The organism is Nocardioides segetis (assembly GCF_051390595.1).
Lineage (GTDB): Bacteria > Actinomycetota > Actinomycetes > Propionibacteriales > Nocardioidaceae > Nocardioides.
The window spans coordinates 40,031-62,575 of the sequence record NZ_JBNINR010000013.1 but is presented as its reverse complement, the minus strand read 5'-3'; the positions used below and the strand labels follow the sequence as shown (position 1 = coordinate 62,575).

The following is a 22,545-nucleotide window of genomic DNA, read 5'->3' as shown; positions in this document are numbered from 1 at the left end:
CCCGATGACCCACTCCCCCCACCTCTCGCGCACGCGCCTCCTGGTCGCCGCCGCCGTCGCCGCACTCGCCTCGACGCCCGCCCTCGCCGGATGCGGTGCCGACGACCCCGCGCCCTCGACCGGGCCGACCGGCTCCTCCCCGTCCGGCGGGGCCGCCGGCTCACCGGGCGGCGGCGCCACGGTCGCCGATCTCCTCGCCGAGCACGGCCTGTCCGGTCTCGACACCATGCAGGTGGTCGATCGGCTCGACGCGATGCCGGTCGCCGAGCGCCCCGGGGACCTGATCGCCTCCGTGCGGCCGGACAGCCTGGTCCTGACCGACGGCGCGGGCCGCGAGGCCCGGATGCCGATGCCCGAGGACCGGGTCTACGTCTCCGTGGCGCCGTATCGCGAGCGGACGCACGAGTGCCACTTCCACAGCCTGACGACCTGTCTCGGCGAGCTTCCCGGCGCCGAGGTCCGGGTGACGCTCACCCGCGACGACGGTCGGGTGCTGCTCGACGAGCGACGGCGGACGTTCGACAACGGCTTCACCGGCCTGTGGGTGCCGCGCGGGATCGCGGCGACCCTCACGGTCTCCTCCGACGGTCGCTCCGGCAGCGCACCGGTCTCCACGGTGGGCGCGGACGACCCGACGTGCATCACCACGCTGCGGATGGTCTGAGCGAGCGATCCGGGCCCGGGCCGGTGGGGCAGGTGCGGGTCCGGGTCCGGCTCAGGGCCGGGTGAGCGTGGCGGCGATGGTGCCGCGGGCGTCGCCCAGGTGGATCACGACGCCCGCGGCGCCGGCGAAGTCGGCCAGCACGGCCGCGTCCGGCTCCGTGAGGTCCTGCGCGTCGCCGAGCAGCACGCAGGCGTCCACGCCGGTCGAGCCCGACGCGACGGCCATGGCGACGACGGCCTGGACCGCGGTCAGCCGCAGGGACGGCAGCTCGACCGTGGCGGCGGCGTACGTGCGGCCGTCGGTGTCGCGGACGGCCGCGCCCTCCGCGGCGCGGATCCGGGCCCGCGTGGCGCGGGCGAGGGTGACGAGCTTCTGGTCCTCGGCGGACAGGTCGGACATGGGTCCATCCTCTCAGTCCTCCCGGACGGTCCGGCAGGATGGGGCCATGCCCGCCTACTGGATCAGCAGCTACCGCGCCGTCACCGACACCGAGCGGATGGCGGCCTACGCGGCCCTCGCGCTGCCCGCTCTCACCGCGGCCGGAGGGCGCTTCCTCGCCCGCGGCCTGCCCGAGCAGGTCTACGAGGCCGGCTTGGCGGAGCGCGCCGTGCTCATCGAGTTCGACAGCGTCGAAGCGGCGCGCGCGGCCCACGACTCCCCGGCCTACCAGGAGGCGCTGGCCGCTCTCGGCGACGGTGCCGAGCGCGACATCCGGATCGTCCCCGGCGCCTGACATGGCGCTCGGCCTGCGACCGCGGCTCGGGCGGCCGGACCTCGGGCGGTACGCCGGGCGGTTCGGCGTCCCGCAGGCGAGCGACGGCGTGGGGGTCACCTTCCTCGGCGTCGCCAGCCTGCTGATCGAGGACGGTGCGTCGGCCGTGCTGACCGACGGGTTCTTCAGCAGGCCCGCGCTCGCGCGGGTCGCCCTGGGCCGGATCGCGCCCGACGAGGCACGGATCGCGCGCGTCCTCAGCCGCGCCGGGATCGACCGGCTCGACGTCGTCACGCCGGTGCACACCCACTACGACCACGCCCTGGACTCGGCGGTCGTCGCCGGCCGGACTGGCGCCCGGCTGCTCGGAGGCTCCTCGGCCGCGCAGATCGGCCGGGGTGGCGGACTGCCCGAGGACCGGATCGGCGTCGTCGTCCCCGGCGAGCCGGTCCGGGCCGGCGGGTTCACCCTGACCTGGATCGAGGGCGAGCACTGCCCGCCCGACCGCTACCCGGGGATGATCACGGCTCCCGTCGTCCCGCCGGTGCGCACCACGGCGTACCAGTGCGGGGAGGCCTGGTCGATCCTCCTCGAGCACGACAGCGGACGCACGGCGCTGGTCCAGGGCAGCGCCGGCTTCCGGCCCGGCGCCCTCGCCGGCCGGCGGGCCGAGGTCGCCTACCTCGGCGTCGGACAGCTCGGCGTCCAGGACCCGGGCTACGTCCGGCAGTACTGGGCCGAGACCGTCGAGACCGTGGGAGCGCGCCAGGTCGTCCTCATCCACTGGGACGACTTCTTCCGGCCGCTCGACCGTCCGCTGCGCGCCCTGCCCTACCTCGGCGACGACCTCGACGCCACGATGGCGGTGCTCGCGCCGCTCGCCGAGCGCCAGGGCGTCGGCCTGCACTTCCCGACCGTGTGGCGCCGGGAGAACCCCTGGGCGCTGCTCGGCTGAGCGGCTGAGCGACCGCCGGCGGGGCCCGGAGCCGTCAGTCGTCGGCGGGCTCGGCCTGGGCGGCCCGGGAGATCAGCACGGTGCCGATCTTGTTGCGGCGACCGGCCGCCTGCTCCGCCTCGAAGCGCAGGCCGTGCGCCTCGACGACCGAGCCCGGGATCGGTACCCGGCCGAGGTGCTTGGCGAGCAGGCCGCCGACGGAGTCGACGTCCTCCTCCTCGATCGCGAAGCCGAAGATCTCGTCGAGGTCGTCGACCGGATAGCGCGACGAGACCCGGACCTCGTCGTCGCGGCCGTCGCCGAGCCGCTCCACCTCGACCTCCGCCTCGTCGTACTCGTCGGTGATCTCGCCGACGATCTCCTCGAGGAGGTCCTCGATCGTGATCAGCCCCGCCGTGCCGCCGTACTCGTCGACGACGATGGCGACGTGGAGGCGGCGCAGCTGCATCTCGCGCAGGAGGTCGTCGACCGGCTTCGACTCCGGCACCCAGACGGCCGGGCGCATGACCTCCTCGACCTTCTGGGTGAGCTCGACGTCCGGCGCCTCGAAGTCCCGGCGCACCACGTCCTTGAGGTAGGCCATGCCGAGCACGTCGTCGAGGTTCTCGCCGACCACGGGCACCCGGGAGAAGCCCGAACGCAGGAACAGCGACATCGTCTGGCGCAGGTTCTTGTGGTGCTCGATGTAGACGACGTCGCCGCGCGGGACCATCACCTCCCGCACGGTGGTGTCGCCGAGCTCGAAGACGGAGTGGATCATCTTCCGCTCGTCGGCCTCGATGAGCTCGGTGGCCTCGGCGATGTCGACCAGCTCGCGCAGCTCGGTCTCGGTCTGGAACGGCCCCTCGCGGAACCCGCGTCCCGGGGTGATCGCGTTGCCGACGAGGATCAGCAGCCGCGGGAGGGGGCCGAGCACCGTCGTCAGCGCGGACAGCGGCCAGGCGCACCAGATCGCGACGGTCTCGGCGTGCTGCTTGCCGACGGTGCGCGGCGCGACGCCGATCACGACGAACGACACAACCAGCATCACGCCGAGAGCCACGCCGGCGCGGACCCACCAGGAGGCGTCGAGCCGGTCGTCGACGTACAGGGTCACGACGACGATCGCCGCGATCTCGCACAGCAGCTGCAGCAGCAGCGCGGTGTTGAGGTGACGAGGGGCGTCCTCGAGCAGGACGACCAGGCGCGGCGCGCCGGCGCGCCCCTCGCCCACCATCTCCTGCGCGCGGGCCCGCGAGAAGCCCGCCAGCGCGGCGTCCGCCGCGGCGAACAGCCCCGAGAGCACCACGAGAACGGCCGCTGCACCCAGCGGCCACAGACTGTCGGCGATCATCCCCGCTGCTCCGGCGTCAGGACGCGGCCAGGTGGGCGCGCCACTGGGCCAGGAGCTGGTCCTGGAGGCCGAACATCACCTTGTGCTCCTCCGGCTCGGCGTGGTCGTAGCCGAGGAGATGGAGGATGCCGTGGGTGGTGAGCAGCTCCAGCTCGGCGAGCGTGCCGTGACCGGCCGTCGCTCCCTGGCGCTCGGCGACCGCCGGGCAGAGCACGAGGTCGCCGAGCACACCCTCCTCGGGCTCCTCGGTCACCAGCCCCGGGCGCAGCTCGTCCATGGGGAAGGCGAGCACGTCGGTCGGGCCCTCCTTCTCCATCCACTTCTCGTTGAGCTCGGCGATCGTGTCCTCGTCGACCGCCTTGATGCACAGCTCGGCGAGGGGGTGGACCCGCATCTGGTCCATGACGAACCGCGCCAGCCGCGAGAAGTGCTTGACGTCGAGCCCGCTGCCGGACTCGTCGAGGATCTCGATGGTCACTGCTCGCCCTTCTTCGCCGCCCGGCGGGCCGCCTTCTGCTTCTCCGACCTGGCGTCGAACTCGTCGTAGGCCGCGACGATCCGGCCGACCAACTGGTGCCGGACGACGTCGTGGCTGGTCAGCCGGACGAAGGCGAGGTCCTCGACGCCGTCGAGGATCGTCTCCACGACCCGCAGTCCGGAGTTGGTGCCCGAGGGCAGGTCGACCTGGGTCACGTCGCCGGTCACCACGATCTTGGAGCCGAAGCCGAGCCGGGTCAGGAACATCTTCATCTGCTCGGGCGTGGTGTTCTGCGCCTCGTCGAGGATGATGAAGGAGTCGTTGAGGCTGCGTCCGCGCATGTAGGCCAGGGGCGCGACCTCGATCGTGCCGGCGGCGAGCAGCTTGGGGATCGACTCGGGGTCGAGCATGTCGTGCAGCGCGTCGTAGAGCGGGCGCAGGTAGGGGTCGATCTTCTCGCTCAGCGTGCCGGGGAGGTAGCCCAGCCGCTCACCTGCCTCGACCGCCGGCCGGGTGAGGATGATCCGGTTGACCTGCTTGGCCTGCAGCGCCTGCACGGCCTTCGCCATGGCGAGGTAGGTCTTGCCCGTGCCGGCCGGCCCGATGCCGAAGGTGATGGTGTGCTGGTCGATGGTCTCGACGTAGCGCTTCTGGTTGAGCGTCTTGGGGCGGATCGAGCGGCCCCGGTTGCTCAGGATGTTGAGCGAGAGGATGTCGGCCGGCCGCTCCGAGGTGGCGGTCTGCACGCGCAGCATCGCCTCGACGCGCTCGACGACCTCGGGCGTGATGCCCTGGCCGGTGCGCAGGATCGCGACGAGCTCGTCGATCAGCTTCTCGGCGAGCTCGATCTCGTGGACGTCGCCGGCCAGGGTGATCCGGTTGCCTCGGACGTGGACCTCGACGCCGAACCGCTTCTCGATGATGCCGAGGTGCTCGTCGCCCGGGCCGAACAGCGTGACCATGTCGATGCTGTTGGGCACCACCACGGTGTGGCGGGCGGGGGCGGCCTGCGTGGCGGCGGTGACGGTGGTGGGTGAGTCGGTCATGGATGCCCGGACGGGCGGCCTTTCAGGTACGACGATGCGGCACCTCCATGCTACGGGGCGGGGGCTCGTGGCGCCCACCGGTTTGCGGGGGTGCGTGAGTTTCACCGGCCGGCCGGTGAAACTCATGCTGGGACGAGGAAGCTTCCTCGTCCCAGCATGAGTTTCCTCGTCCCAGTTCGCGTTATGTCACCCTCATCCGGGAGGCCAGCCCATCGGGCGGCCGGCGAGCACGTGGCCGTGGGTGTGGAAGACGGTCTGCCCGACGCCGGCACCGGTGTTGAACACCAACCGGTAGTCGTCGTACCCCTCGCCGGCGGCGACGGCGCGCGCGGACGTGGCGATCTCGGCGAACATCGCGGCATCGGCCTCGGCCGAGGCGGCCGCGTTGGGCTCGTGGTCGCGCGGGACCACGAGGACGTGCAGCGGCGCCTGCGGGTTGATGTCGCGGAAGGCGAGCGTGCGCGCGGACTCGTGGACGACCTCGGCGGGGATCTCCCCCGCGACGATCTTGCAGAACAGGCAGTCGGGTGCGGCAGTCACGGGGACAACCATGCCACCATCGGCGGATGCGTACCCGCCCCCGCCGTCCGCACCTCCTCGTCGCCGCCCTCGCCGCGACGGCGTCGCTGCTCGCCGCCTGCGGCGACGACTCCGAGCCGGACGCCGAGGAGACACCCTCGCTCACCCCGTCGACCTCCCCCGTCGCGTCCGACACCCCCGGCGCGAGCGACGAGCCGGAGGGCGACTTGTCGGTCGTGGCCTACTACGTGGGCGACACGCCCCGGAGCAGCGCCCTGTACGGCGAGCCGCACGACCGCGTCGGGTCCGACGACCCGCTCCGGCTCCTGCTCGACGGCCCGCTCGATCCCGACTACCGCACGCTGATGCCGACCGGCAGCATCGAGCCGGACTTCAGCTTCGACGGGATCGACGCGGACGGCACCTTCGGCGTCGAGCTCACGGACGCGTCCTGGACCGAGCGCCCCGCCGGGATGAGCCGCCGCGAGGCTCGCCTCGCGGTCCAGCAGATCGTGTGGACCCTCAACTCCGTGCGGGGCGCGGCGGCCGCCGACCCGAGCGCTCGCACCGGGGCGCGGGTCGACTTCTTCCTCGACGGCGAGGAGGTCAGCTACCTCGGCGTACCGAGCGGCGTCCGGGCGGCTGCCGAGCTCGACGTGCTCGCGTCGGTCAACGTCACCGCCCCGGCCGACGGAGCCGAGGTCGACGACACCCTCACCGCGACCGGCATGGCCAGCTCCTTCGAGGCGACGGTTCCCTGGGAGGTGCAGGACGCCGCCGGCTCCGTCGTCCTGGAGGGATTCGCCACCGCCGAGGGCTGGATCGAGCGCCTCTACCCGTGGTCGGCGGAGGTCGACGTGAGCAGCCTGCCCGCCGGGAACTACACCTTCGTCGCCCGGACCGACGACCCCTCGGGCGGCGAGGGCGGCGGACCGACGGAGGACACGAAGCGGATCTCGGTCCGGTGAGGCTCTCCCGCCGCCGGCTGAACCGGACCCTGCTGCTGCGCCAGCACCTCCTCGAGCGGGCGGCGATGTCGCCCGCCGCCATGGTGGGGCACCTGATCGGCCTCCAGGCACAGGAGCCGCTGCCGCCGTACCTCTCCCTGGCGGCGCGCCTCACCGAGCTCGACCCGTACGCCGTGAGCGCGGCGATCGAGGACGCCTCGCTGGTGCGCGTACTGAGCCTGCGCGACACCGTGCACCTGCACCTGCCCGCCGATGCCGTCACGCTGCCGGTGTGGGCGGCTCCCGTGCGCGAGCGGGAGATGAGGGCGAGCCAGACCATCGGTGAGGCCCGGACCGTCGACCGGGTCGCGTTCGCCGCGGCCGTGCGCGAGGTCCTGGCCGACGGCCCACTCCCCCAGCGACAGCTCGCGGCGGCGCTGGCGGAGCGCTTCCCCACGCACGCGGCGACGCAGCTCGGTGGTGTCGCCCGGCTGCTCGAGGTGCTGGCGCAGCTGCCCCCGCGTGGCTGCTGGAAGCCGGCCGGATCGACCGCGGTCGCCTACGACTTCGCCGCACGCTGGACGGGCCTGCCCCTGGCCGAGCCCGACGTCCCCGACATCGTCCGCCGCTACCTGCGCGCCTACGGACCGGGCACCGCCGCCGACGTCACCGCCTGGTCCGGCATCACCCGACTCGGACCGGTGGTGAAGTCGATGGACGACCTCGAGGTGCACGAGGACGAGGACGGCCGCCCGCTCTACGACGTCGCTGGTGCCCCGCTCGCCGACGAGGACGCGGCGGCACCGGTCCGCCTCTTCGGCACCTACGACAACCTCTGGCTCTCCCACGCCGCCCGCGACCGGGTGATGGATCCCGGGCACCGGCGGCTGTGGATGGGCGTCAACGGTGCGCAGGCGATGTCGGTCCACGTGGACGGCTGGTTCGCCGGCCTGTGGCGGGCCGAGGAGGGTCGGGTCGTGCTCGTCGAGATGGTGCGGGACCTGACCCGGTCCGAACAGGCCGAGCTCGACGAGGAGATCGCCCGGGTCGAGGCTCTGCTGGCCCGCTGAGGTGATGCGGTTTGGGACCAAACCGCGCAATTCCGGCCGGTTGGCGTGCGGTTTGTGCCCAATCGCTAGGTGGTCAGACCACCCCAGCGCGGGGTGCGCGAGAGCAGCGCGGCGACGGCGGCGACGCCGGCGGTCGAGGTCCGCAGCACCTCGGCCCCGAGCCGGACGGACACCGCGCCGGCCGCGACGAACCCGCTCACCTCGTCGTCGGTGAGTCCGCCCTCGGGCCCGACCACCACGAGGAGGTCGCCGTCCGCCGGGAGGGCGAGGGCGGCCAGCGGCTCGGTGGCGTCCTCGTGGAGTACGACGGCGACGTCGACTCCCGCCACGAGGGCGGCGACCTCGTTCGTGTCCGCCAGGGGCAGCACCTCGGGGTGCCAGGACCGGCGGGCCTGTTTGGCGGCCTCGCGGGCCGTGGCCTGCCACTTGGCGTGTGCCTTCGCGGCCCGTTCGCCCTTCCAGACCGCGACGCTGCGGGTGGCCGCCCACGGGACGATCCGGGCGACGCCGATCTCGGTGAGCACCTCGACGGCGAGCTCGCCGCGGTCGCCCTTGGGCAGCGCCTGCACGACCGTCACCGAGGGCCGGGGCTCCGGCTGGTCGTCCACGGCGGTCACCGTGACGGTGAACGCGCGCTTCGCGGTGGCGGCGACCTCACCGGTCGCGACCCGCCCCCGCCCGTCGGCGAGCAGGAGCCGCTCCCCCACCCGCAGCCGGCGTACGACGACCGCGTGGTGCGCCTCGTCGCCCTCGACGGTGACGGCGTCGCCGACCCGCACCTCGTCGAGCGCCGGCACCAGGTGCTGCGGGAGGGTCATCGTTCGGGAGTCGTTGGGAATCGGCGGTCAGTGGGCGGTGAAGGCGTCGCGGAGGCGGCCGAAGACCGACTTGTGGGCGGGCCGCACGTCCCCGGTCGGCCGCTCCTCGCCGCGGATCGCGGCGAGCTCGCGCAGCAGCTCCTCCTGGCGCGGGTCGAGCCGGGTCGGGGTGTCGACGGCGATCGTGACGGCGAGGTCGCCCCGGCCGCCGCGCAGGCCGGGGACGCCGCGGCCGCGGAGCACGACCTGGTGGCCGGACTGGGTGCCGGGCGGGACCTGGAGGTCGAAGGAGCGCTCGACGTCCTCGCTGGCCGGGAGGTCGGCCTCGAGGGTGGGCAGCTCGATCGTCGTCCCGAGGGCGGCGGCGGTCATCGGCACCGTCACGGCACAGTGCAGGTCGTTGCCGTGCCGCTCGAAGACCTCGTGCGGCGCGACGTGGATCTCGACGTACAGGTCGCCGGCGGGACCGCCGCCGGGCCCGACCTCGCCCTGCTCGCTGAGCTGCACGCGGGTGCCGTTGTCGACGCCGGCCGGGATCTTGACGGTGAGGGTGCGCCGCGAGCGGACCCGGCCGTCGCCCGCGCACTCACGGCACGGGTCGGGGATCACGGTGCCGAAGCCGCGGCAGGCGGCACAGGGCCGCAGGGTGCGGATCTCGCCGAGGAAGGAGCGCTGCACGTGGGCGACCTCACCCGCTCCACGGCAGGACTCGCAGGGCACGGGGTGGCTGCCGGGCGCGGCGCCCTCGCCGCCGCAGGTCGTGCAGCGCACGGCGGTGTCGACCTTGAGCTCGCGGGACACGCCGAAGGCGGCCTCGGCCAGCTCGACCTCGATCCGGATGAGCGCGTCCTGGCCGCGCCGCATCCGTGGCCGCGGCCCGCGTCCGGCGCCCGCACCGGCGTTGCCGCCGAAGAAGGCGTCCATGATGTCGGTGAACGAGAAGCCCGCGCCCTGACCGCCGAAGCCGCCGCCGAACGGGTCGCCGCCGCGGTCGTAGGCGGCCCGCTTGTCGGGGTCGGACAGCACCTCGTAGGCGGCGGTGACCTGCTTGAACCGCTCCTGGCTCTCCGGGTCGGGGTTGACGTCCGGGTGCAGCTGGCGAGCGAGCTTGCGGTACGCCTTCTTGATGGTGTCGGCGTCGGCGTCGCGGCCGACGCCGAGCAGCTCGTAGGGGTCCTGACTCACGTGATGTGCTCTCTCAGCTCTCGTCGAGGATGCGGGAGACGTAGCGCGCCACGGCGCGCACCGCCGCCATCGTTCCGGGGTAGTCCATGCGGGTGGGGCCGACGATCCCGAGCGCCGCGAGCGCGTCGTCGGGGCCGTAGCCGGTGGCGACGACGCTGGTCGAGGCCAGCTCCTGGATCGGCCCCTCGGCGCCGATCCGCACCGTGACCGCGCCGCCGCTGGTGGCCTCGCCGAGCAGCTTAAGGAGCACGACCTGCTCCTCCAACGCCTCGAGCAGGGGTCGGATCGAGGTCTCGAAGCTGTCGCCGAAGCGGGCCAGGTTGGCGGTGCCGCCGACCACGACGCGCTCGTCGGAGCGGTGGTCGCTCATCGCCTCGACGAGGGTCTCGACGACGGCGACCGTCGGCGGGGTCGCCGGCTCGGCTCCCTCGCCGTCGGGGACGAGTGCGTGGAGCGCGGCGACGGCGTCGGCGATCACCTCTCCGGTCGCGGCGAGGTTGATCCGGGAGCGCAGGGTGCCGAGCTCGTCGTCGCCGATGTCGGCGTCGAGCTCGACGAGGCGCTGCTCGACCCGGCCGGAGCTGAGGATCAGCACCAGCAGCAACCGCGTCGGCGTCAGCGCGACGACCTCGATGTGGCGCACCGTGGAGCGCGACAGCGTGGGGTACTGCACCACGGCGACCTGACGGGTCAGCTGGGCGAGCAGGCGCACCGAGCGGTGCACGACGTCGTCGAGGTCGACGGCCCCCTCGAGGAAGCCGGCGATGGCGCGACGCTCGGCCGACGAGGTCGGCTTGACCGTCGAGAGCCGGTCGACGAAGAGCCGGTAGCCCTTGTCGGTCGGCACCCGCCCGGCACTCGTGTGGGGCTGATGGAGGTAGCCCTCCTCCTCGAGCGCCGCCATGTCGTTGCGGATCGTCGCCGGCGACACGTTGAGGTGGTGGCGCTCGACCAGCGCCTTCGACCCGACCGGCTCCTCGGTCGCCACGTAGTCCTCGACGATCGCGCGGAGTACGGCGAGCCTGCGGTCCTCCTGCATGGCCACCTCCTGGCTGTCGTCTCGGGCGGGCACGGCCGGATCTGGCACTCCGTCGCCGTGAGTGCCAATCCTAGCGCCCGCGCCCGCGACCGCCGCCTTCCGTGCCGCGTGCCCCGCGCCGCGCACGCTGCGCCCCTACCAGGGGAGGCCGCCCTTCCGCACCGCGCCGCGATCAAGTAGGTTAGGCTCACCTAAACTTCTGGAGGAGCCCGGACCAGGTCCGGGCGAAGGAGAGGTCATGACGGTCGACCCCGGTCTCGACGTACGACGCATCGCCGCCGCGGCGCGCAGCATCCTGGCCTGTCCCGCGGAGGTCCAGCTGGTCGTGGACGGCATCGACGACCCCGACACCATCGCCGGCGGCCTCGACCCGGCCGGCCTGGAGATGCAGGACCACGGCGGCCGGCCGCTTCTCTCCTGTCCCGCCGACTCGGCGCTCGCCACCGCGGCCACCGACCGGCGGGGCGCCCTGCTGACCCTGACCAGCGGCCTGGGGGCGCCGGGCTCGGCCGACCGCGACGCGACGCTGACCCTCTCCGGGCGTCTCGAGGCGCTCGGACTGGAGCAGTGCGAGTGCTGCGACGAGGTCCGGATGCGGGTCGGCATCCACCTCGACTTCGCCCTTCTCTCCCGTGCGAGCGCCCCGGAGCACGCGCCCGACGAGACGCGTGTCCGGGTGCCCCTCGGCGCCTTCGCCGACACCGAGCACGACCTCAACCGCGGCTTCCTCCAGCGCTCGACCGAGCACGCCAACCTCTGTCACCAAGACGAGCTCCGCCGCGCCGTCTCCTCGATGACCCACACCCGGCTCGGGGAGGTGGTCGGCGTCCAGCTGGCCGACCTGCACGCCGCCGGCGTCACCCTCCACTGGGTCGACCTCACCGGCGCCCACAGCGCGCAGCTGCGCTTCCCTCGCCCCGCCGCGTCCGCGGCCGAGCTGGGTGACCTGCTGCGCACGGAGCTGCACGCCGGGCTGTGCTGAGATCGGCCGGGGCGACCGGCACCCGCGCGCCGGCCGACCCCCGTACCCTGACCCCGTGCCGGCTTTCACCGAGGTAGCGGACCGGGTCTGGGTGCGCCGCGTCCCGTCGTACGACGTCAACCTGACCGTCGTCGGCGGTGAGCGCGGTCTCGTGGTGGTCGACACGCTGTCCAGCGCCGCGGAGGCCCGGGCCGCGATCGCGGCGATCGGCGATCTCCGGGCGGGGGCGGTCGTCGCCGTGGTCAACACCCACGACCACTTCGACCACGTCCTCGGCAACGCCACCTTCCGGGAGCGGTACGACGACCCGCCGGTGCACGCGACCGAGGAGGCCGCGGCGCGAACCGATCCGGCGGCACCGCCAGCCGACCGCACCTTCTCCAGCGCGGCGGTGATCGACCTCGGCGACCGGCAGGTGGAGCTGGTCCATCCCGGACGCGGTCACACCGCCGGCGACCTCGTCGTCCGCGTCCCGGACGCCGACGTGCTGCTCGTGGGCGACCTCGTGGAGGAGTCCGCGCCGCCCTCCCTCGGAGCCGACTCGTGGCCGCTGGACTGGCCGCAGTCGCTCGACCTCGTGCTCGGCCTGCTCACACCCGGCTCGGTGGTGGTGCCCGGCCACGGCGGCGTCGTGGACCGGCGCTTCGTCGAGCAGCAGTGCGACGACCTGCGCGCGGTGGCCGAGACCATCCGCGACCTGGCCACCCGCGGGGTGCCGGAGGCGGATGCCTACGCGGCGGCGGAGTGGCCCTTCCCCGCCGAGGCGCTGCACCACGCGATCGCCCGCGGGTACGCCCAGGTGCCCCGCGCCCGGCGTCAGCTGCCGCTCGCCTGACCCGCCCCGGCGTCGTACCGGACAGATCGGCTCCACATCGGCCGAATCCACGACCGAATCGTCCGTACGACGGTGTGTCAGCGTGCGCAGACCCGGTCGCGGGTCCGTAGGGTGGTCCGTCGTGGATCGCTACGGGACCGACGTACTGGCCGGCGACTGGAAGGTCCCGAAGCGGGGCCACGCCGTGGAGACCCCCGCCGACCTCGGGCTGGTGGTCGAGGAGGTCACGACCGACTGGTGCGGCGAGATCGTCGCCGTCGACCGCGACCTCGACACGGTGACCCTCGAGGACCGGCGGAGCAAGCGGCGCACGTTCCCGCTCGGGACCGGGTTCCTGCTCGAGGGCCGGCCCGTGATCCTCACGGCTCCGGTCACCAGGACGGCTCCTGCGAAGCCGACGCGTACGGCGAGCGGGTCGATCGCCGTGCACGACGCGAAGGCGCGGGTGGCGCGGGCCAGCCGGATCTTCGTCGAGGGCCGCCACGACGCCGAGCTCGTCGAGAAGGTCTGGGGCGACGACCTGCGGATCGAGGGCGTGGTCGTGGAGTACCTCGGCGGCGTCGACGACCTCGCCGACCATCTGCGCGACTTCAAGCCCGCGCCCAACCGCCGCGTCGGCGTGCTGGTCGACCACCTGGTCCCCGGCTCCAAGGAGAGCCGGATCGCGCAGAACATCATGCGATCGCCCGTCGGCAAGGACGTCCTGATCGTGGGCCACCCGTTCATCGACATCTGGCAGGCGGTCATGCCCCAGCGGCTCGGGTTCGAGGCGTGGCCGACGGTGCCCAAGGGCATCGACTGGAAGAAGGGCACCTGTCAGCAGCTCGGCTGGCCGCATCGCGACCAGGCCGACATCGCCCGCGCGTGGAAGCACATCCTGGGAGGCGTCCGCGGCTTCCAGGACCTCGACCCCGCGCTGCTCGGGCGGGTCGAGGAGCTCATCGATTTCGTGACACTGGTCTGACCAGGGCGCGGTTTGGTCCCAAACCGCAACGATCCGGGCCGATTTCCTGCGGTTTGGGACCAAACCGCATGCTCACAGGCCGGCCCGGAACCGATCCAGCACCTCGTCGACCCGCGCCTGATCGCGGGCGTCCAGCGGGATCAGCAGCTCGGCGACGACATCGGTGAGCTCGGCGATACGCCGGTTGAGCTGCCGGTTCTCCTGCACCTCGGCCTCCAGCGCCCGCACCCGCTCACGCAGCGTGCCCCGCTCACGGATCCGGGAGCGCACCCGGCGGGCCAGCTCGGTCGTCGTCATCGCAGCTCCTCACGCTCAGCCGCCCGCCAGGCGGCACGGATCCGGCACACCTCCGGCACCGGAAGGTCGAACATGTCCTCGCCGCGGCCGGTCGTCAGGCGCTCGACGCGACCGCCGGCGGACTCGATGGCCGCGCGAACGGCGACCGGCGACGCGGTGGGCGTGACCGCGAACTCCAGGAACAGCCGTCCGCCGCCGGGGCGCAATGCCATCCGGGCGAGCAGCCAGAGCTGGCCCAGCGCGGCCGGGTCGAGATGGTCGACGAGGTGGCGGGCGTAGAGATGGTGCGGATCGCGGGCCAGTCGGGTGCCGTGCAGGAGCGTGGAGCGGAGCTCGCCGAGGATCAGCTGGTCGACCTCGATCGCGCGCCGCGAGCGGCGGGCCCGGCGGCGGATCACGCCGAGGCTGCCGCGGGAGAAGTCGACGGCACCGGTACGACGCCCGGCGCGTGCGAACCACAGGGCGTCGCGCCCGGTGCCCGCGCCGATGTCCAGCACGGGGAGGTCGCCGAGCTGTGGCTCCACCCATCGCGCGAACGCCGACGGGCCGCGCGGGATCGCGGCGCGCCGCGGGCCGTTGTAGAGCTCGGTCCAGCGTCCCATGTCGGTGCGGAAGCCCCGTAGCCATCCGTCGAGGCGTCGGACGCCGGCCGGCGGGTCGGCGTACTTGAAGGACGGGTCGGGCGTGCGCCAGTGCGGCCCGTAGAGGAACGCGAGCATCGCCTCGGGGTCACGCGGGGCCGGGAACTCGTGTCCGTGCAGCGTGATCGTCGAGAACGGCTCGATCGCCGAACGCGGCAGCCGACCGCTGCGGTTGCCGAGCTGGAAGAAGGTGGCGCCGACGTGGAACGCCGCGAACACGTCGATGTGGCAGACCCGGCCGTCGGACAGCGGCAGCAGGAGCTTGACGTCGCCGCCGGACATCCGCAGCACGCGCCAGCCCCGGCCGCGCATCGCCCGGGTGATCCGGTATGACTCCGTCACGATGTCCGCCGGGGACGCGTGCGCCGACAGGTAGCACAGATCGGTGTCGGAGTCGTGGGCGAGCATCCGCCCCTCGCGCACGGCGCCCAGCAGCGCCCCGTAGTTGAGGTACGCCGCCACGCCGGCGTGCTCACGCAGGTCGTCGACGGCGCGGCGGGTCCCCGCGAGGATCTCGTCGCGCACCGCCTCGTCGGTGGCGGCGAAGGTGCGGGCGAGGTGGCCGACCTTGTCGACGCTGAGCCGGTGACCGGCCGCGTCGACCACGGCGAGCACGCCCTCGCCGGCGCCGAGGCGGACCTCGTCGTCGTACAGGACGTCACGGCCGGCCGCGTCGCTCACCCGGACCCGGCCGCGACCGCTCAGATGAGGCCGCAGCACCGTCGGCCACGGCACCAGGACGCCGCCCGCGCTCGGTCGGCCGTCGCGCGCCGGGGTCAGGGACCACACGTAGTGGCCGTCGATCTCGACCACGAGCGGCCGGACGCCCGGCGGGACGAGCAGGCCGTCGTCGGACACGTCGACCGCGCCCCGGGGCCGCCGTGATGGCGCGCGGGATGGCGGAGCGGACGACGGGGACGTCGTGGACCGGCTCATGACGCCCCGCGATGGGCGAGCGCCTTGCGCAGCGCCGTGGAGGAGGTCTGGAGCGTGTAGGGGAAGTAGGTGACCTCGACGCCGAGGGTCGCCATCTGCTCCTCGAGCCGCCGTCCCTTGGCGGTCCCCTGCCAGTCGTCGCCCTTGAAGATGCGGTGGAAGCCCACGTCGCGCCAGGAGTCGGCCTTGTCCGCCGTGCTCTCGGCGTAGACGGCGTCGACGATCCCGATCGCCTCGACGATCTCGATCCGCTCCGCCAGTGGAACGGTCGGCAGCACGCCCTTGGTCGCGACGCAGACGTCGTCGGCGACCACGCCGGCGACCAGCACGTCGCACCACTGCCGGGCCTGCCGCAAGGCGTTGAGGTGTCCGACGTGGAACAGGTCGAAGGCACCGGGCACGTACCCGATCACGGGGCCGACGACGTCGCCGACCTCACCCGACTTCTTCATAAAGTCGAGTGTAACACTAGATTTAATACAGGTTCACGCCAGGAGGCGGTGCACGACCCCGTCGGCGAGCAGCCGACCGCGCAGGGTCAGCACCACGCGATCCGTCCGGTTCTCGACGAGCCCGTCGGCGACGAGCCCCGGCAGCGCGGCACGGCCGGCGGCGTCGAGGACGTCGACCGGCAGGCCCGTGCGCAGCCGCACCTCAAGCAGCACCCGCTCGACGCGCCGGGTCCCGGCGTCGAGGAGCTCCCGCGCGTGGGCGGGCGTGGCACCCTCGGCCAACCGGCCGGCGTACGCCGCCGGGTGCTTGACGTTCCACCAGCGCACGCCGCCGACATGGGAGTGGGCGCCCGGTCCGGTCCCCCACCAGTCCCCGCCCGCCCAATAGCCGAGGTTGTGCCGGCAGCGGGCCGCGTCGTCGCGCGCCCAGTTCGACACCTCGTACCAGCCCAGACCCGCCCCACCCAGCCGCTCGTCCGCCTGGACGTACTTGTCGGCGAGGTCGTCGTCGTCCGGCATCGGCAGCTCGCCGCGCCGCACCCGGCGGGCCAGCGCCGTCCCGTCCTCGACGATGAGCGAGTACGCCGACACGTGGTCGGGCGCGCACGCGAGCGCGGCCTCGAGCGTCTCCTCCCAGTCGTCGGCGCTCTCCCCCGGCGTCCCGTAGATCAGGTCCAGGCTCACCTGGTCGAAGCCGGCCGACCGGGCGGCGTCCACCACCCCGGGAACCCGGAGCGGGTCGTGGGTCCGGTCGAGCACGGCCAGCACCCGCGGCACCGCCGACTGCACGCCGAAGGAGACCCGGGTGTAACCCGCCTCCCGCAGCCGCTGGAGGTAGCCGAGATCCACCGAGTCCGGATTCGCCTCGGTGGTGACCTCCGCTCCGGGCGCCAGGCCGAACTCGTCGTCGATCGCGCGCACGATGCGCCCGAGATCCTCGGGCGGCAGCAGCGTCGGGGTGCCACCGCCGAGGAACACCGTCGCGACCGGTAGGTCGCGCTCACCCAGCACGCGCCGGGCCCACCGCACCTCGGCGACCGCCTGGTCGGCGTACGACGCCCGGGAGACCCCGGGCCCCAGCTCCTCGGCCGTGTAGGTGTTGAAGTCGCAGTAGCCGCACCGCACCCGACAGAACGGGACGTGGACGTAGAACGCGAACGGGCGGGCACCGAGCTCGGCGAGAGCCTCGGTCGGGAGCGACCCGTCGGCGGGGACGGGATCGCCTTCGGGCAGGGCGGACGGCACCGCCCCAGTGTCCCAGGCGCGCCCTCAGACGGGGACGTTCAGGGTCACCGTGTAGCCCTCGTCGACCGAGCCGGTGACCGCGGCCAACTGCAGGGAGTAGCCGTCGCCGAAGATCCCGTCGGTCTCGATGCTGAGCTGCGCCAGGTTGTTCACGCTCTGCTCGTAGCCGTCGGTCGCGTAGACGTCGGCGCAGACGTCCTCGGGCAGAGCGAGCTGCGAGGTGCGCAGCTTGCTCGCCGCGCCCGTGGCGGCGGCGAGGCTCTCGTACACCTCGAAGTGCATGTGCGGCCAGCGCCCGGCGTAGCAGGCCGGGAAGATCGTCGTGAACGTGAGGACGCCGTCCGCGTCGGCCTCCTGCACGCCCCGCAGGTAGTTCTCGTCGGCGATCTCGTCGTCGTACATCGAGTAGCGGCCCTCGCGGTCGCAGTGCCACAGGTAGACCGCCGCGCCCGCCAAGGGCGTCACCTCGTCGCCGTCGAGGTCGTAGACCTTGAGCCTGACCGTCGTCGGGATCCCCTCGGCGACGCCGGTGGCCGTGCCGAAGCTGGACGTGAGATCGCTGCGCACGACGCCGGACTCGGCGAGCACGTTGGGGCCGTTGCTCCCGTCGCCGGGGTACGGGCCCGCGGTCTCCTCAGGGATCTCGCCCTCGGCGACCTCGACGCCCGCGTCACCGCCCAGGCCGTTCGGCGGGGTGGCCCGCGCGGTCGCCGTACCGGACGGGGCGGTCGTGTCGTCGGCACCGCAGGCACTCAGCGCCGCGATCGCCCCCACCCCGCCCAGGAGCCCGAGCAGCCCACGACGCGCCATGATCCGCGGCAGGTCGTGGGACAGCCCGAGGTCGTGCTCGTGGGTCTCGTCGGCTCCGTGGTTGCTCATGGCGGCCAGTGTGGGCGGCGGATCTGTGGGGGTCCTGTGGGGCGGCTGTCGGTCCGCGACGCCGTGACAGTTTCACCGGCCGGCCGGTGAAACTGTCGGGGGTTGGACGACAAAACTCATGCTTGGACGAGGAAACTTCCTCGTCCAAGCATGAGTTTCACCGGCCGGCCGGTGAATCTGTCTTTTCGTCCCCCGCCGACCTCAGCTGTAGAAGCTCGCGATCAGATCGGCGTTGTTGGACTCGACGACGTTGCGCTTCACCTTCAGCGACGGGGTGAGCTCGCCGGACTCGATGCTCAGGTCGTGGTCGAGGAGCTTCCACTTCTTGATGGTCTCCCAGCGGTTGAGCTGGGCGTTGAGCTCGTCGACGTACTCCCCGACCATCGCCTGCACGGCGTCGTCGTTGACCAGGGCGGTGTAGTCCTTGCCCTCCTTGCCGTTCTCCGCGGCCCAGCCGGCGATGGCGTCCGGGTCGAGGGTGATCAGCGCGGAGACGAAGTTGCGCTCCGCGCCGAAGACCATGAACTGGCTGACGTAGGGGCAGATCGCCTTGAACTTGGCCTCGATCGCGGGCGGGGCGATGTACTTGCCGCCGGAGGTCTTGAAGAGCTCCTTGATCCGGCCGGTGATGGTGAGGAAGCCGTCCGCGTCCAGCTCGCCCTTGTCGCCGGTGCGCAGCCAGCCGTCGTCGGTCAGCGCCTCCTTCGTGGCGTCGGCGCGGTTGTGGTAGCCGGCCATCACGTGCGGGCCCTTGAGCTGGACCTCGCCACCGTCGCCGATGCGCACCTCCGTGCCGGGGAAGGGCTGGCCGACGGTGCCGAGCTTGTAGGCGTCGGGGTGGTTGACCGTGGCACCGGCCGCGTTCTCGGTCATGCCGTAGCCCTCGAGGATGAGGATGCCGGCCGCGTGGAACCAGGCGGCGATGTCGGCGTTGAGCGCCGCCGAGCCGGAGATGAAGAAGCGCACCCGGCCGCCGAAGCGCTCGCGCACCTTGCTGAACACGAGCTTGTCGAACAGCTTGTGCTGGAGCCTGAGCGGCAGCGGGACGGACCTTCCCGCGAGCTCGAGCTCATCGACCTTGCGGCCGACCTCGAACGCCTTGAGGAAGATCTTCTCCTTGGCACCGCCCTCGGCGGCCTGCATGGTGACGATGCGCGCATAGGCCTTCTCGAAGATCCGCGGCGCCGCGCCCATGAAGGTCGGCTTCACCACGCCCAGGTTGTCGACGATCTTGTCGACGCGGCCGTCGATCGCGGTCGCGAAGCCGCAGGCGAGCTGTGTCGAGAGCAGCACCTTGCCAAAGGAGTGGGCCATCGGCAGCCAGAGGAACTGCAGATCGTCCTCGTGGAGGATGTCCTGGGCCTTGATCGCCTCGCCCTCGAAGACCCAGGTGCGGTGCAGGAGCCGCACGCCCTTGGGCTTGCCCGTGGTGCCCGAGGTGTAGATCAGCGTCGCGAGCTGGTCGGGCTCGATGCCCTGGGCGACCGTGTCGACCGCGTCGGGCTGCTCGGCCAGGCGGGCGGCCCCCAGCTCCGCGAGCTGGTCGAGGGAGATCACCCAGTCCCCGTCGGAGCCGTCGGCCAGGGCGTCGTCGAAGCTGACGACCTTCGCCAGGGCGGGCAGCTCCGCGCGGTGCTCGCGCAGCTTCGCCAGCTGGGTCTCGTCCTCGGCGAAGACGAACCGGCACTCGGCGTCTCCGAGGATGTACGCCGTGTCGTCGCCTCCCGTGGACGGGTACACGGTCGTGGTGGCACCGCCCGCGCACATCACGGCGAGATCGGCCAGGATCCACTCGTAGCGCGTGGCGGACGCGATGCCGACCCGCTGCTCGGACTCGAGGCCGAGCGCGAGCAGGCCCGCGGCGAGGCGGCGTACCCGGTCGCCCGCCTGGCGCCAGGTCACCGACTCCCAGGCGTCGCCGCGCGGGAACCGGAAGGCCTCCCGGTCCGCGCTCTGCTCGACCCGGTCGAGGAACTGCACCGCGCAGTTCCTCGGCATCCGCTCGAGGAAGGTGGTGTCGTGGTTGATGGGCATGGCGCTCCCTGCGTCTGCTCGTCCGAGACCGTCGTGTCCACGACCCGCGGGTCGTGGGCAACTGGGCAGTAACCTAAGCCACCGGCTCCGCGGGGGGTAGGGATCCGGACGTCCTCGCCGCGATTTCCTCCGCTTTCGCCCGCACCTTGGGCAGCAGGCCGTCGACCACGAGGAGGTCGGGCAGGCGGGCCCGGTCGGTGTTGAGGGCGACGAACAGGTCGCGGATGGTCCGGCCGTGGCCCGGCCGGTGGACGACCTCGACCGTGTCGCCGGGCGCGATGGTGCCCGGCTCCAGCACCCGCAGGTACGGCCCGGGGCGGGCCTCGGCGGTGAATCGCCTGACCCAGGCGCGCGGGTCGTAGCCGCACTCCCCCATCCACCCCTTGAAGTCGTTGCAGGGGGTCCGGACGTAGACCGCTTCGACGAGGATCCCCACGCCCGGCTCGCCGATCCGCAGCCGGCTGCCGATCTCCAGCGCGTTGACGTCGATGCCCTCGGTGGTGAGGTTCTCGCCGAACAGGCCGTCGCGGATGGGCATCCCGAGCTCCTGCTCCCAGAAGTCCAGGTCCTCGCGGGCGTAGGCGTAGACCGCCTGGTCCGGGCCACCGTGGTGCCGGGTGTCGGAGACCTGGTCCCCTTCGATGCCGAGCGGGTGGACCGCCACCGGCCCGGTGACGGCACGCTTGTCGATCGAGGTGCGCCCGATGCCGGCCCACTCCCTGTCCTTCGGCATGCCGACGCTGATGGTCCGAACGAACGCCATGCGGGGAGACTACCGGCGGGCCGACGGCGGGTCCTGCCCGTTTCCGCCCGGCGGCGGCCCCGGGCGTCAGTCCTGCACGGCCTTGGCCACGGTGATGCACGCCGTGACGTGCTCGCGCTCGTCCGCGTCGAGCGGGCGGTCGGCGCGGACGGCGTCCTCGTGGGCCCAGTGCGCGTTGAGCACCGAGCGGACCACGACCCAGTCGCGGGCGCGTCCCTCGTCGAAGCCGGCGGCGTCGACCAGGGCGTGGAAGCGCCGCCGGATCCCGTCGCGGACCGACCCGGCCGCCCACGGCGCGGCGTACTCCTCGAACCGGTCGCGCAGCATCGGCTCCAGCTCGTAGTGCGGGTCGCCGTTGGTCGGCTTCGGGTCGATGACCAGCCAGGTCTCCTCCCCCTCGCGCCGCCCGCGCAGCACGTTCCCGTAATGCAGGTCGCCGTGGATCACCGCCGTGGCCGGCTCCGCGACCAGCTCGCGGCCGAGGCCGAGCGCCTGCTCGACCAGTCGCCGCGGGATCGGCACGTCCTGGGCGTCGCGCTCGAGCGCGGTCAGCCAGCTCTCGACGTACGACGCCTGCGCACGCAGCTGCGGCATCGGCGCGACGTGTAGGTCGGCATACCTCCGCGCGACCACCTCGCAGGCCTCGAGGTCCCAGCTCTCGGTGAGGTCCTCGCGGTCCAGCCGCTCGAGCAGCAGGGCCCGGCGGCCGGGGTCTGCCCTCAGCAGCCGGACCGCGCCACGACCGCTCCACCGTTGCAGTGCGAGGTGCTCGTGCTCGGACTCGTCGTCGGGCAGGCCGATCTTCAGCGCGGCGGGCGTGCCGTCGTCGGTGGTGACCGGGAGGACCAGCGAGCAGAAGCCGTGCCAGCTGTCCGCCTCGGGCGTGAGCCGCCAGTCGTCGAGGACGGACCGCGCGATCGCCGGGAGCCGGTCCAACCAGGCCGCCCACGTCGGTCCGAGCGCGCGCTGGCCGTCGAGCTCGGCGGGGACGACGACGGCGGGACGCACGCGATCATCCCACCAGGGCGGACCAACCGAGCTACCGTGCGGGTCATGCGGATCGACGACGTCCGGCGCATCGACCTGGGCTCCTTCGTGCGCCCGGCCGCCGAGACGGGAACCGGTCGACCGCGCGTCGAGGCGGTCTACGGGTACGTCGTTCGCACCTCTGCCGGACCGCTGCTGCTCGACACCGGGCTCGGTGACGCCGGCCCGGAGGTCGAGGAGTGGTACCGGCCGCGGCGGGTCCCCGTGGAGCGCGCGCTGGGCTCCGTGGGCCTGACGGCCGCCGACGTCGCGGTCGTCGTGAACTGCCACCTGCACTTCGACCACGTCGGCAACAACCCGCGCTTCCCGGGGACGCCGATCGTCGCGCAGCGTGCCGAGCTCGCGACCGCGCGTACGGTCGACGACTACACGGTGCCGGCGCTCGTCGACTTCGCCGGCGCTCGCTACGAGCAGCTCGACGGCGAGGCCGAGATCGCCCCGGGTGTGCACGTCGTACCGACGCCGGGGCACGTCGACGGCCACCAGTCGGTCGTCGTGGTGTGCGAGGACGGCAGCGTCGTGCTGGCCGGGCAGGCGCACGACACGGCGTCGGCGTTCTCGGCCGACGTCCTCGCCGCCAGGGCGCGGGAGCTCGGCCACGCGTCGCCGCTGCCCGCACCGAGCCCGTGGCTCGAGCGGCTCCTGGCCTTCGACCCGCGCCGCGTCGTGTTCGCCCACGACGCGGCCGTGTGGGAGCCCTGACC

At 73.0% G+C, this 22,545-nt stretch carries 25 protein-coding genes; 9 read left to right on the top strand and 16 right to left on the bottom strand.

What is annotated here, in order from left to right:
* Positions 1-4 precede the first annotated feature (4 nt).
* Complete coding sequence (locus ACPZVR_RS19435; protein ID WP_436701328.1) at positions 5-664, top strand: CueP family metal-binding protein; 660 nt, start codon at positions 5-7, stop codon at positions 662-664.
* 51 nt (positions 665-715) lie between these two features.
* Here ACPZVR_RS19435 and ACPZVR_RS19430 read toward each other — a convergent pair whose 3' ends face one another.
* A complete protein-coding gene (locus ACPZVR_RS19430) occupies positions 716-1,063 on the bottom strand; it encodes a cytidine deaminase-like protein (protein ID WP_436701327.1) in 348 nt (115 codons plus the stop codon).
* Between the two features lie 46 nt (positions 1,064-1,109).
* On the opposite strand from ACPZVR_RS19430, the gene ACPZVR_RS19425 reads away from it, so the two are divergent.
* Both ACPZVR_RS19425 and ACPZVR_RS19420 read left to right on the top strand, forming a co-directional pair.
* On the top strand, positions 1,110-1,397 hold the full coding sequence (locus ACPZVR_RS19425; RefSeq protein WP_436701326.1) for a DUF1330 domain-containing protein: 288 nt from the start codon (positions 1,110-1,112) through the stop codon (positions 1,395-1,397).
* A 1-nt stretch (position 1,398) separates the two neighbouring features.
* The gene (locus ACPZVR_RS19420; RefSeq protein WP_436701325.1) at positions 1,399-2,331 is read left to right on the top strand and encodes an MBL fold metallo-hydrolase; all 933 of its coding nucleotides are present in this window, start codon (positions 1,399-1,401) and stop codon (positions 2,329-2,331) included.
* Positions 2,332-2,365: 34 nt separating this feature from the next.
* Here the strand turns inward: ACPZVR_RS19420 and ACPZVR_RS19415 are convergent, their stop codons facing one another.
* The 4 genes from ACPZVR_RS19415 to ACPZVR_RS19400 all read right to left on the bottom strand — a co-directional run bounded on the left by ACPZVR_RS19415 (position 2,366) and on the right by ACPZVR_RS19400 (position 5,728).
* On the bottom strand, positions 2,366-3,664 hold the full coding sequence (locus ACPZVR_RS19415; protein WP_436701324.1) for a hemolysin family protein: 1,299 nt from the start codon (positions 3,662-3,664) through the stop codon (positions 2,366-2,368).
* A 16-nt stretch (positions 3,665-3,680) separates the two neighbouring features.
* The gene (gene ybeY / locus ACPZVR_RS19410) at positions 3,681-4,142 is read right to left on the bottom strand and encodes an rRNA maturation RNase YbeY (RefSeq protein WP_436701323.1); all 462 of its coding nucleotides are present in this window, start codon (positions 4,140-4,142) and stop codon (positions 3,681-3,683) included.
* Complete coding sequence (locus ACPZVR_RS19405; protein ID WP_436701322.1) at positions 4,139-5,188, bottom strand: PhoH family protein; 1,050 nt, start codon at positions 5,186-5,188, stop codon at positions 4,139-4,141. The genes ybeY and ACPZVR_RS19405 overlap by 4 nt, the downstream gene beginning before the upstream one ends.
* Before the next feature lie 192 nt (positions 5,189-5,380).
* Positions 5,381-5,728, bottom strand: a complete 348-nt coding sequence (locus ACPZVR_RS19400; protein ID WP_436701321.1) for an HIT domain-containing protein — start codon at positions 5,726-5,728, stop codon at positions 5,381-5,383.
* 26 nt (positions 5,729-5,754) lie between these two features.
* Here ACPZVR_RS19400 and ACPZVR_RS19395 point away from each other — a divergent pair, with 26 nt between their 5' ends.
* Positions 5,755-6,675 (top strand): Gmad2 immunoglobulin-like domain-containing protein, encoded by a 921-nt coding sequence (locus tag ACPZVR_RS19395; protein WP_436701320.1) that lies wholly within the window; start codon positions 5,755-5,757, stop codon positions 6,673-6,675.
* The gene (locus ACPZVR_RS19390; protein WP_436701319.1) at positions 6,672-7,724 is read left to right on the top strand and encodes a winged helix DNA-binding domain-containing protein; all 1,053 of its coding nucleotides are present in this window, start codon (positions 6,672-6,674) and stop codon (positions 7,722-7,724) included. The genes ACPZVR_RS19395 and ACPZVR_RS19390 overlap by 4 nt, the downstream gene beginning before the upstream one ends.
* Positions 7,725-7,789: 65 nt before the next feature.
* Here the strand turns inward: ACPZVR_RS19390 and ACPZVR_RS19385 are convergent, their stop codons facing one another.
* From ACPZVR_RS19385 to hrcA, 3 genes are read right to left on the bottom strand one after another with little or no spacing between them, the layout of a single operon-like run.
* Positions 7,790-8,542 carry a 16S rRNA (uracil(1498)-N(3))-methyltransferase gene (locus tag ACPZVR_RS19385; RefSeq protein WP_436701318.1) on the bottom strand — a complete coding sequence of 251 codons (753 nt, stop codon included), beginning with the start codon at positions 8,540-8,542 and terminating at the stop codon, positions 7,790-7,792.
* A gap of 27 nt (positions 8,543-8,569) precedes the next feature.
* Positions 8,570-9,727 (bottom strand): molecular chaperone DnaJ, encoded by a 1,158-nt coding sequence (gene dnaJ, locus ACPZVR_RS19380; protein WP_436701317.1) that lies wholly within the window; start codon positions 9,725-9,727, stop codon positions 8,570-8,572.
* Between the two features lie 13 nt (positions 9,728-9,740).
* A complete protein-coding gene (gene hrcA / locus ACPZVR_RS19375) occupies positions 9,741-10,766 on the bottom strand; it encodes a heat-inducible transcriptional repressor HrcA (protein WP_436701316.1) in 1,026 nt (341 codons plus the stop codon).
* A gap of 238 nt (positions 10,767-11,004) precedes the next feature.
* Between hrcA and ACPZVR_RS19370 the strand changes: the two genes are divergently transcribed.
* The 3 genes from ACPZVR_RS19370 to ACPZVR_RS19360 all read left to right on the top strand — a co-directional run bounded on the left by ACPZVR_RS19370 (position 11,005) and on the right by ACPZVR_RS19360 (position 13,547).
* On the top strand, positions 11,005-11,748 hold the full coding sequence (locus tag ACPZVR_RS19370; RefSeq protein WP_436701315.1) for a hypothetical protein: 744 nt from the start codon (positions 11,005-11,007) through the stop codon (positions 11,746-11,748).
* Between the two features lie 55 nt (positions 11,749-11,803).
* Positions 11,804-12,583 carry an MBL fold metallo-hydrolase gene (locus tag ACPZVR_RS19365; RefSeq protein ID WP_436701314.1) on the top strand — a complete coding sequence of 260 codons (780 nt, stop codon included), beginning with the start codon at positions 11,804-11,806 and terminating at the stop codon, positions 12,581-12,583.
* Between the two features lie 121 nt (positions 12,584-12,704).
* A complete protein-coding gene (locus tag ACPZVR_RS19360; protein WP_436701313.1) occupies positions 12,705-13,547 on the top strand; it encodes a DUF3097 domain-containing protein in 843 nt (280 codons plus the stop codon).
* A 72-nt stretch (positions 13,548-13,619) separates the two neighbouring features.
* Here the strand turns inward: ACPZVR_RS19360 and ACPZVR_RS19355 are convergent, their stop codons facing one another.
* From ACPZVR_RS19355 to ACPZVR_RS19320, 8 genes are all read right to left on the bottom strand, one after another.
* A complete protein-coding gene (locus ACPZVR_RS19355) occupies positions 13,620-13,844 on the bottom strand; it encodes a DUF6752 domain-containing protein (RefSeq protein ID WP_436701312.1) in 225 nt (74 codons plus the stop codon).
* Positions 13,841-15,343, bottom strand: a complete 1,503-nt coding sequence (locus ACPZVR_RS19350) for a LicD family protein (RefSeq protein WP_436701311.1) — start codon at positions 15,341-15,343, stop codon at positions 13,841-13,843. The genes ACPZVR_RS19355 and ACPZVR_RS19350 overlap by 4 nt, the downstream gene beginning before the upstream one ends.
* 74 nt (positions 15,344-15,417) lie before the next feature.
* Positions 15,418-15,873: an FAD synthase family protein gene (locus tag ACPZVR_RS19345; RefSeq protein ID WP_436701310.1), complete on the bottom strand. Its 456-nt coding sequence runs from the start codon at positions 15,871-15,873 to the stop codon at positions 15,418-15,420.
* A 33-nt stretch (positions 15,874-15,906) separates the two neighbouring features.
* A complete protein-coding gene (gene hemW, locus ACPZVR_RS19340; protein WP_436701309.1) occupies positions 15,907-17,118 on the bottom strand; it encodes a radical SAM family heme chaperone HemW in 1,212 nt (403 codons plus the stop codon).
* 24 nt (positions 17,119-17,142) lie between these two features.
* Positions 17,143-17,997 carry a dioxygenase family protein gene (locus tag ACPZVR_RS19335; RefSeq protein ID WP_436701308.1) on the bottom strand — a complete coding sequence of 285 codons (855 nt, stop codon included), beginning with the start codon at positions 17,995-17,997 and terminating at the stop codon, positions 17,143-17,145.
* 201 nt (positions 17,998-18,198) lie between these two features.
* Positions 18,199-20,031, bottom strand: coding sequence for an AMP-dependent synthetase/ligase (locus ACPZVR_RS19330; protein ID WP_436701307.1), 1,833 nt, complete (start codon positions 20,029-20,031; stop codon positions 18,199-18,201).
* A gap of 73 nt (positions 20,032-20,104) precedes the next feature.
* Positions 20,105-20,794 (bottom strand): MOSC domain-containing protein, encoded by a 690-nt coding sequence (locus ACPZVR_RS19325; RefSeq protein WP_436701306.1) that lies wholly within the window; start codon positions 20,792-20,794, stop codon positions 20,105-20,107.
* A 66-nt stretch (positions 20,795-20,860) separates the two neighbouring features.
* Positions 20,861-21,802, bottom strand: coding sequence for an aminoglycoside phosphotransferase family protein (locus ACPZVR_RS19320; RefSeq protein WP_436701305.1), 942 nt, complete (start codon positions 21,800-21,802; stop codon positions 20,861-20,863).
* A 45-nt stretch (positions 21,803-21,847) separates the two neighbouring features.
* On the opposite strand from ACPZVR_RS19320, the gene ACPZVR_RS19315 reads away from it, so the two are divergent.
* A complete protein-coding gene (locus tag ACPZVR_RS19315; RefSeq protein WP_436701304.1) occupies positions 21,848-22,543 on the top strand; it encodes an N-acyl homoserine lactonase family protein in 696 nt (231 codons plus the stop codon).
* Positions 22,544-22,545: the final 2 nt, after the last annotated feature.

Coding starts and splice junctions, on each gene's coding strand:
- ACPZVR_RS19435 (WP_436701328.1), top strand. CDS start 5: ATGACCCACTCCCCCCACCTCTCGCGCACGCGCCTCCTGGTCGCCGCC.
- ACPZVR_RS19430 (WP_436701327.1), bottom strand. CDS start 1,063: ATGTCCGACCTGTCCGCCGAGGACCAGAAGCTCGTCACCCTCGCCCGC.
- ACPZVR_RS19425 (WP_436701326.1), top strand. CDS start 1,110: ATGCCCGCCTACTGGATCAGCAGCTACCGCGCCGTCACCGACACCGAG.
- ACPZVR_RS19420 (WP_436701325.1), top strand. CDS start 1,399: ATGGCGCTCGGCCTGCGACCGCGGCTCGGGCGGCCGGACCTCGGGCGG.
- ACPZVR_RS19415 (WP_436701324.1), bottom strand. CDS start 3,664: ATGATCGCCGACAGTCTGTGGCCGCTGGGTGCAGCGGCCGTTCTCGTG.
- ACPZVR_RS19405 (WP_436701322.1), bottom strand. CDS start 5,188: ATGACCGACTCACCCACCACCGTCACCGCCGCCACGCAGGCCGCCCCC.
- ACPZVR_RS19395 (WP_436701320.1), top strand. CDS start 5,755: ATGCGTACCCGCCCCCGCCGTCCGCACCTCCTCGTCGCCGCCCTCGCC.
- ACPZVR_RS19385 (WP_436701318.1), bottom strand. CDS start 8,542: ATGACCCTCCCGCAGCACCTGGTGCCGGCGCTCGACGAGGTGCGGGTC.
- hrcA (WP_436701316.1), bottom strand. CDS start 10,766: ATGCAGGAGGACCGCAGGCTCGCCGTACTCCGCGCGATCGTCGAGGAC.
- ACPZVR_RS19370 (WP_436701315.1), top strand. CDS start 11,005: ATGACGGTCGACCCCGGTCTCGACGTACGACGCATCGCCGCCGCGGCG.
- ACPZVR_RS19355 (WP_436701312.1), bottom strand. CDS start 13,844: ATGACGACGACCGAGCTGGCCCGCCGGGTGCGCTCCCGGATCCGTGAG.
- ACPZVR_RS19345 (WP_436701310.1), bottom strand. CDS start 15,873: ATGAAGAAGTCGGGTGAGGTCGGCGACGTCGTCGGCCCCGTGATCGGG.
- ACPZVR_RS19335 (WP_436701308.1), bottom strand. CDS start 17,997: ATGAGCAACCACGGAGCCGACGAGACCCACGAGCACGACCTCGGGCTG.
- ACPZVR_RS19330 (WP_436701307.1), bottom strand. CDS start 20,031: ATGCCCATCAACCACGACACCACCTTCCTCGAGCGGATGCCGAGGAAC.
- ACPZVR_RS19325 (WP_436701306.1), bottom strand. CDS start 20,794: ATGGCGTTCGTTCGGACCATCAGCGTCGGCATGCCGAAGGACAGGGAG.
- ACPZVR_RS19315 (WP_436701304.1), top strand. CDS start 21,848: ATGCGGATCGACGACGTCCGGCGCATCGACCTGGGCTCCTTCGTGCGC.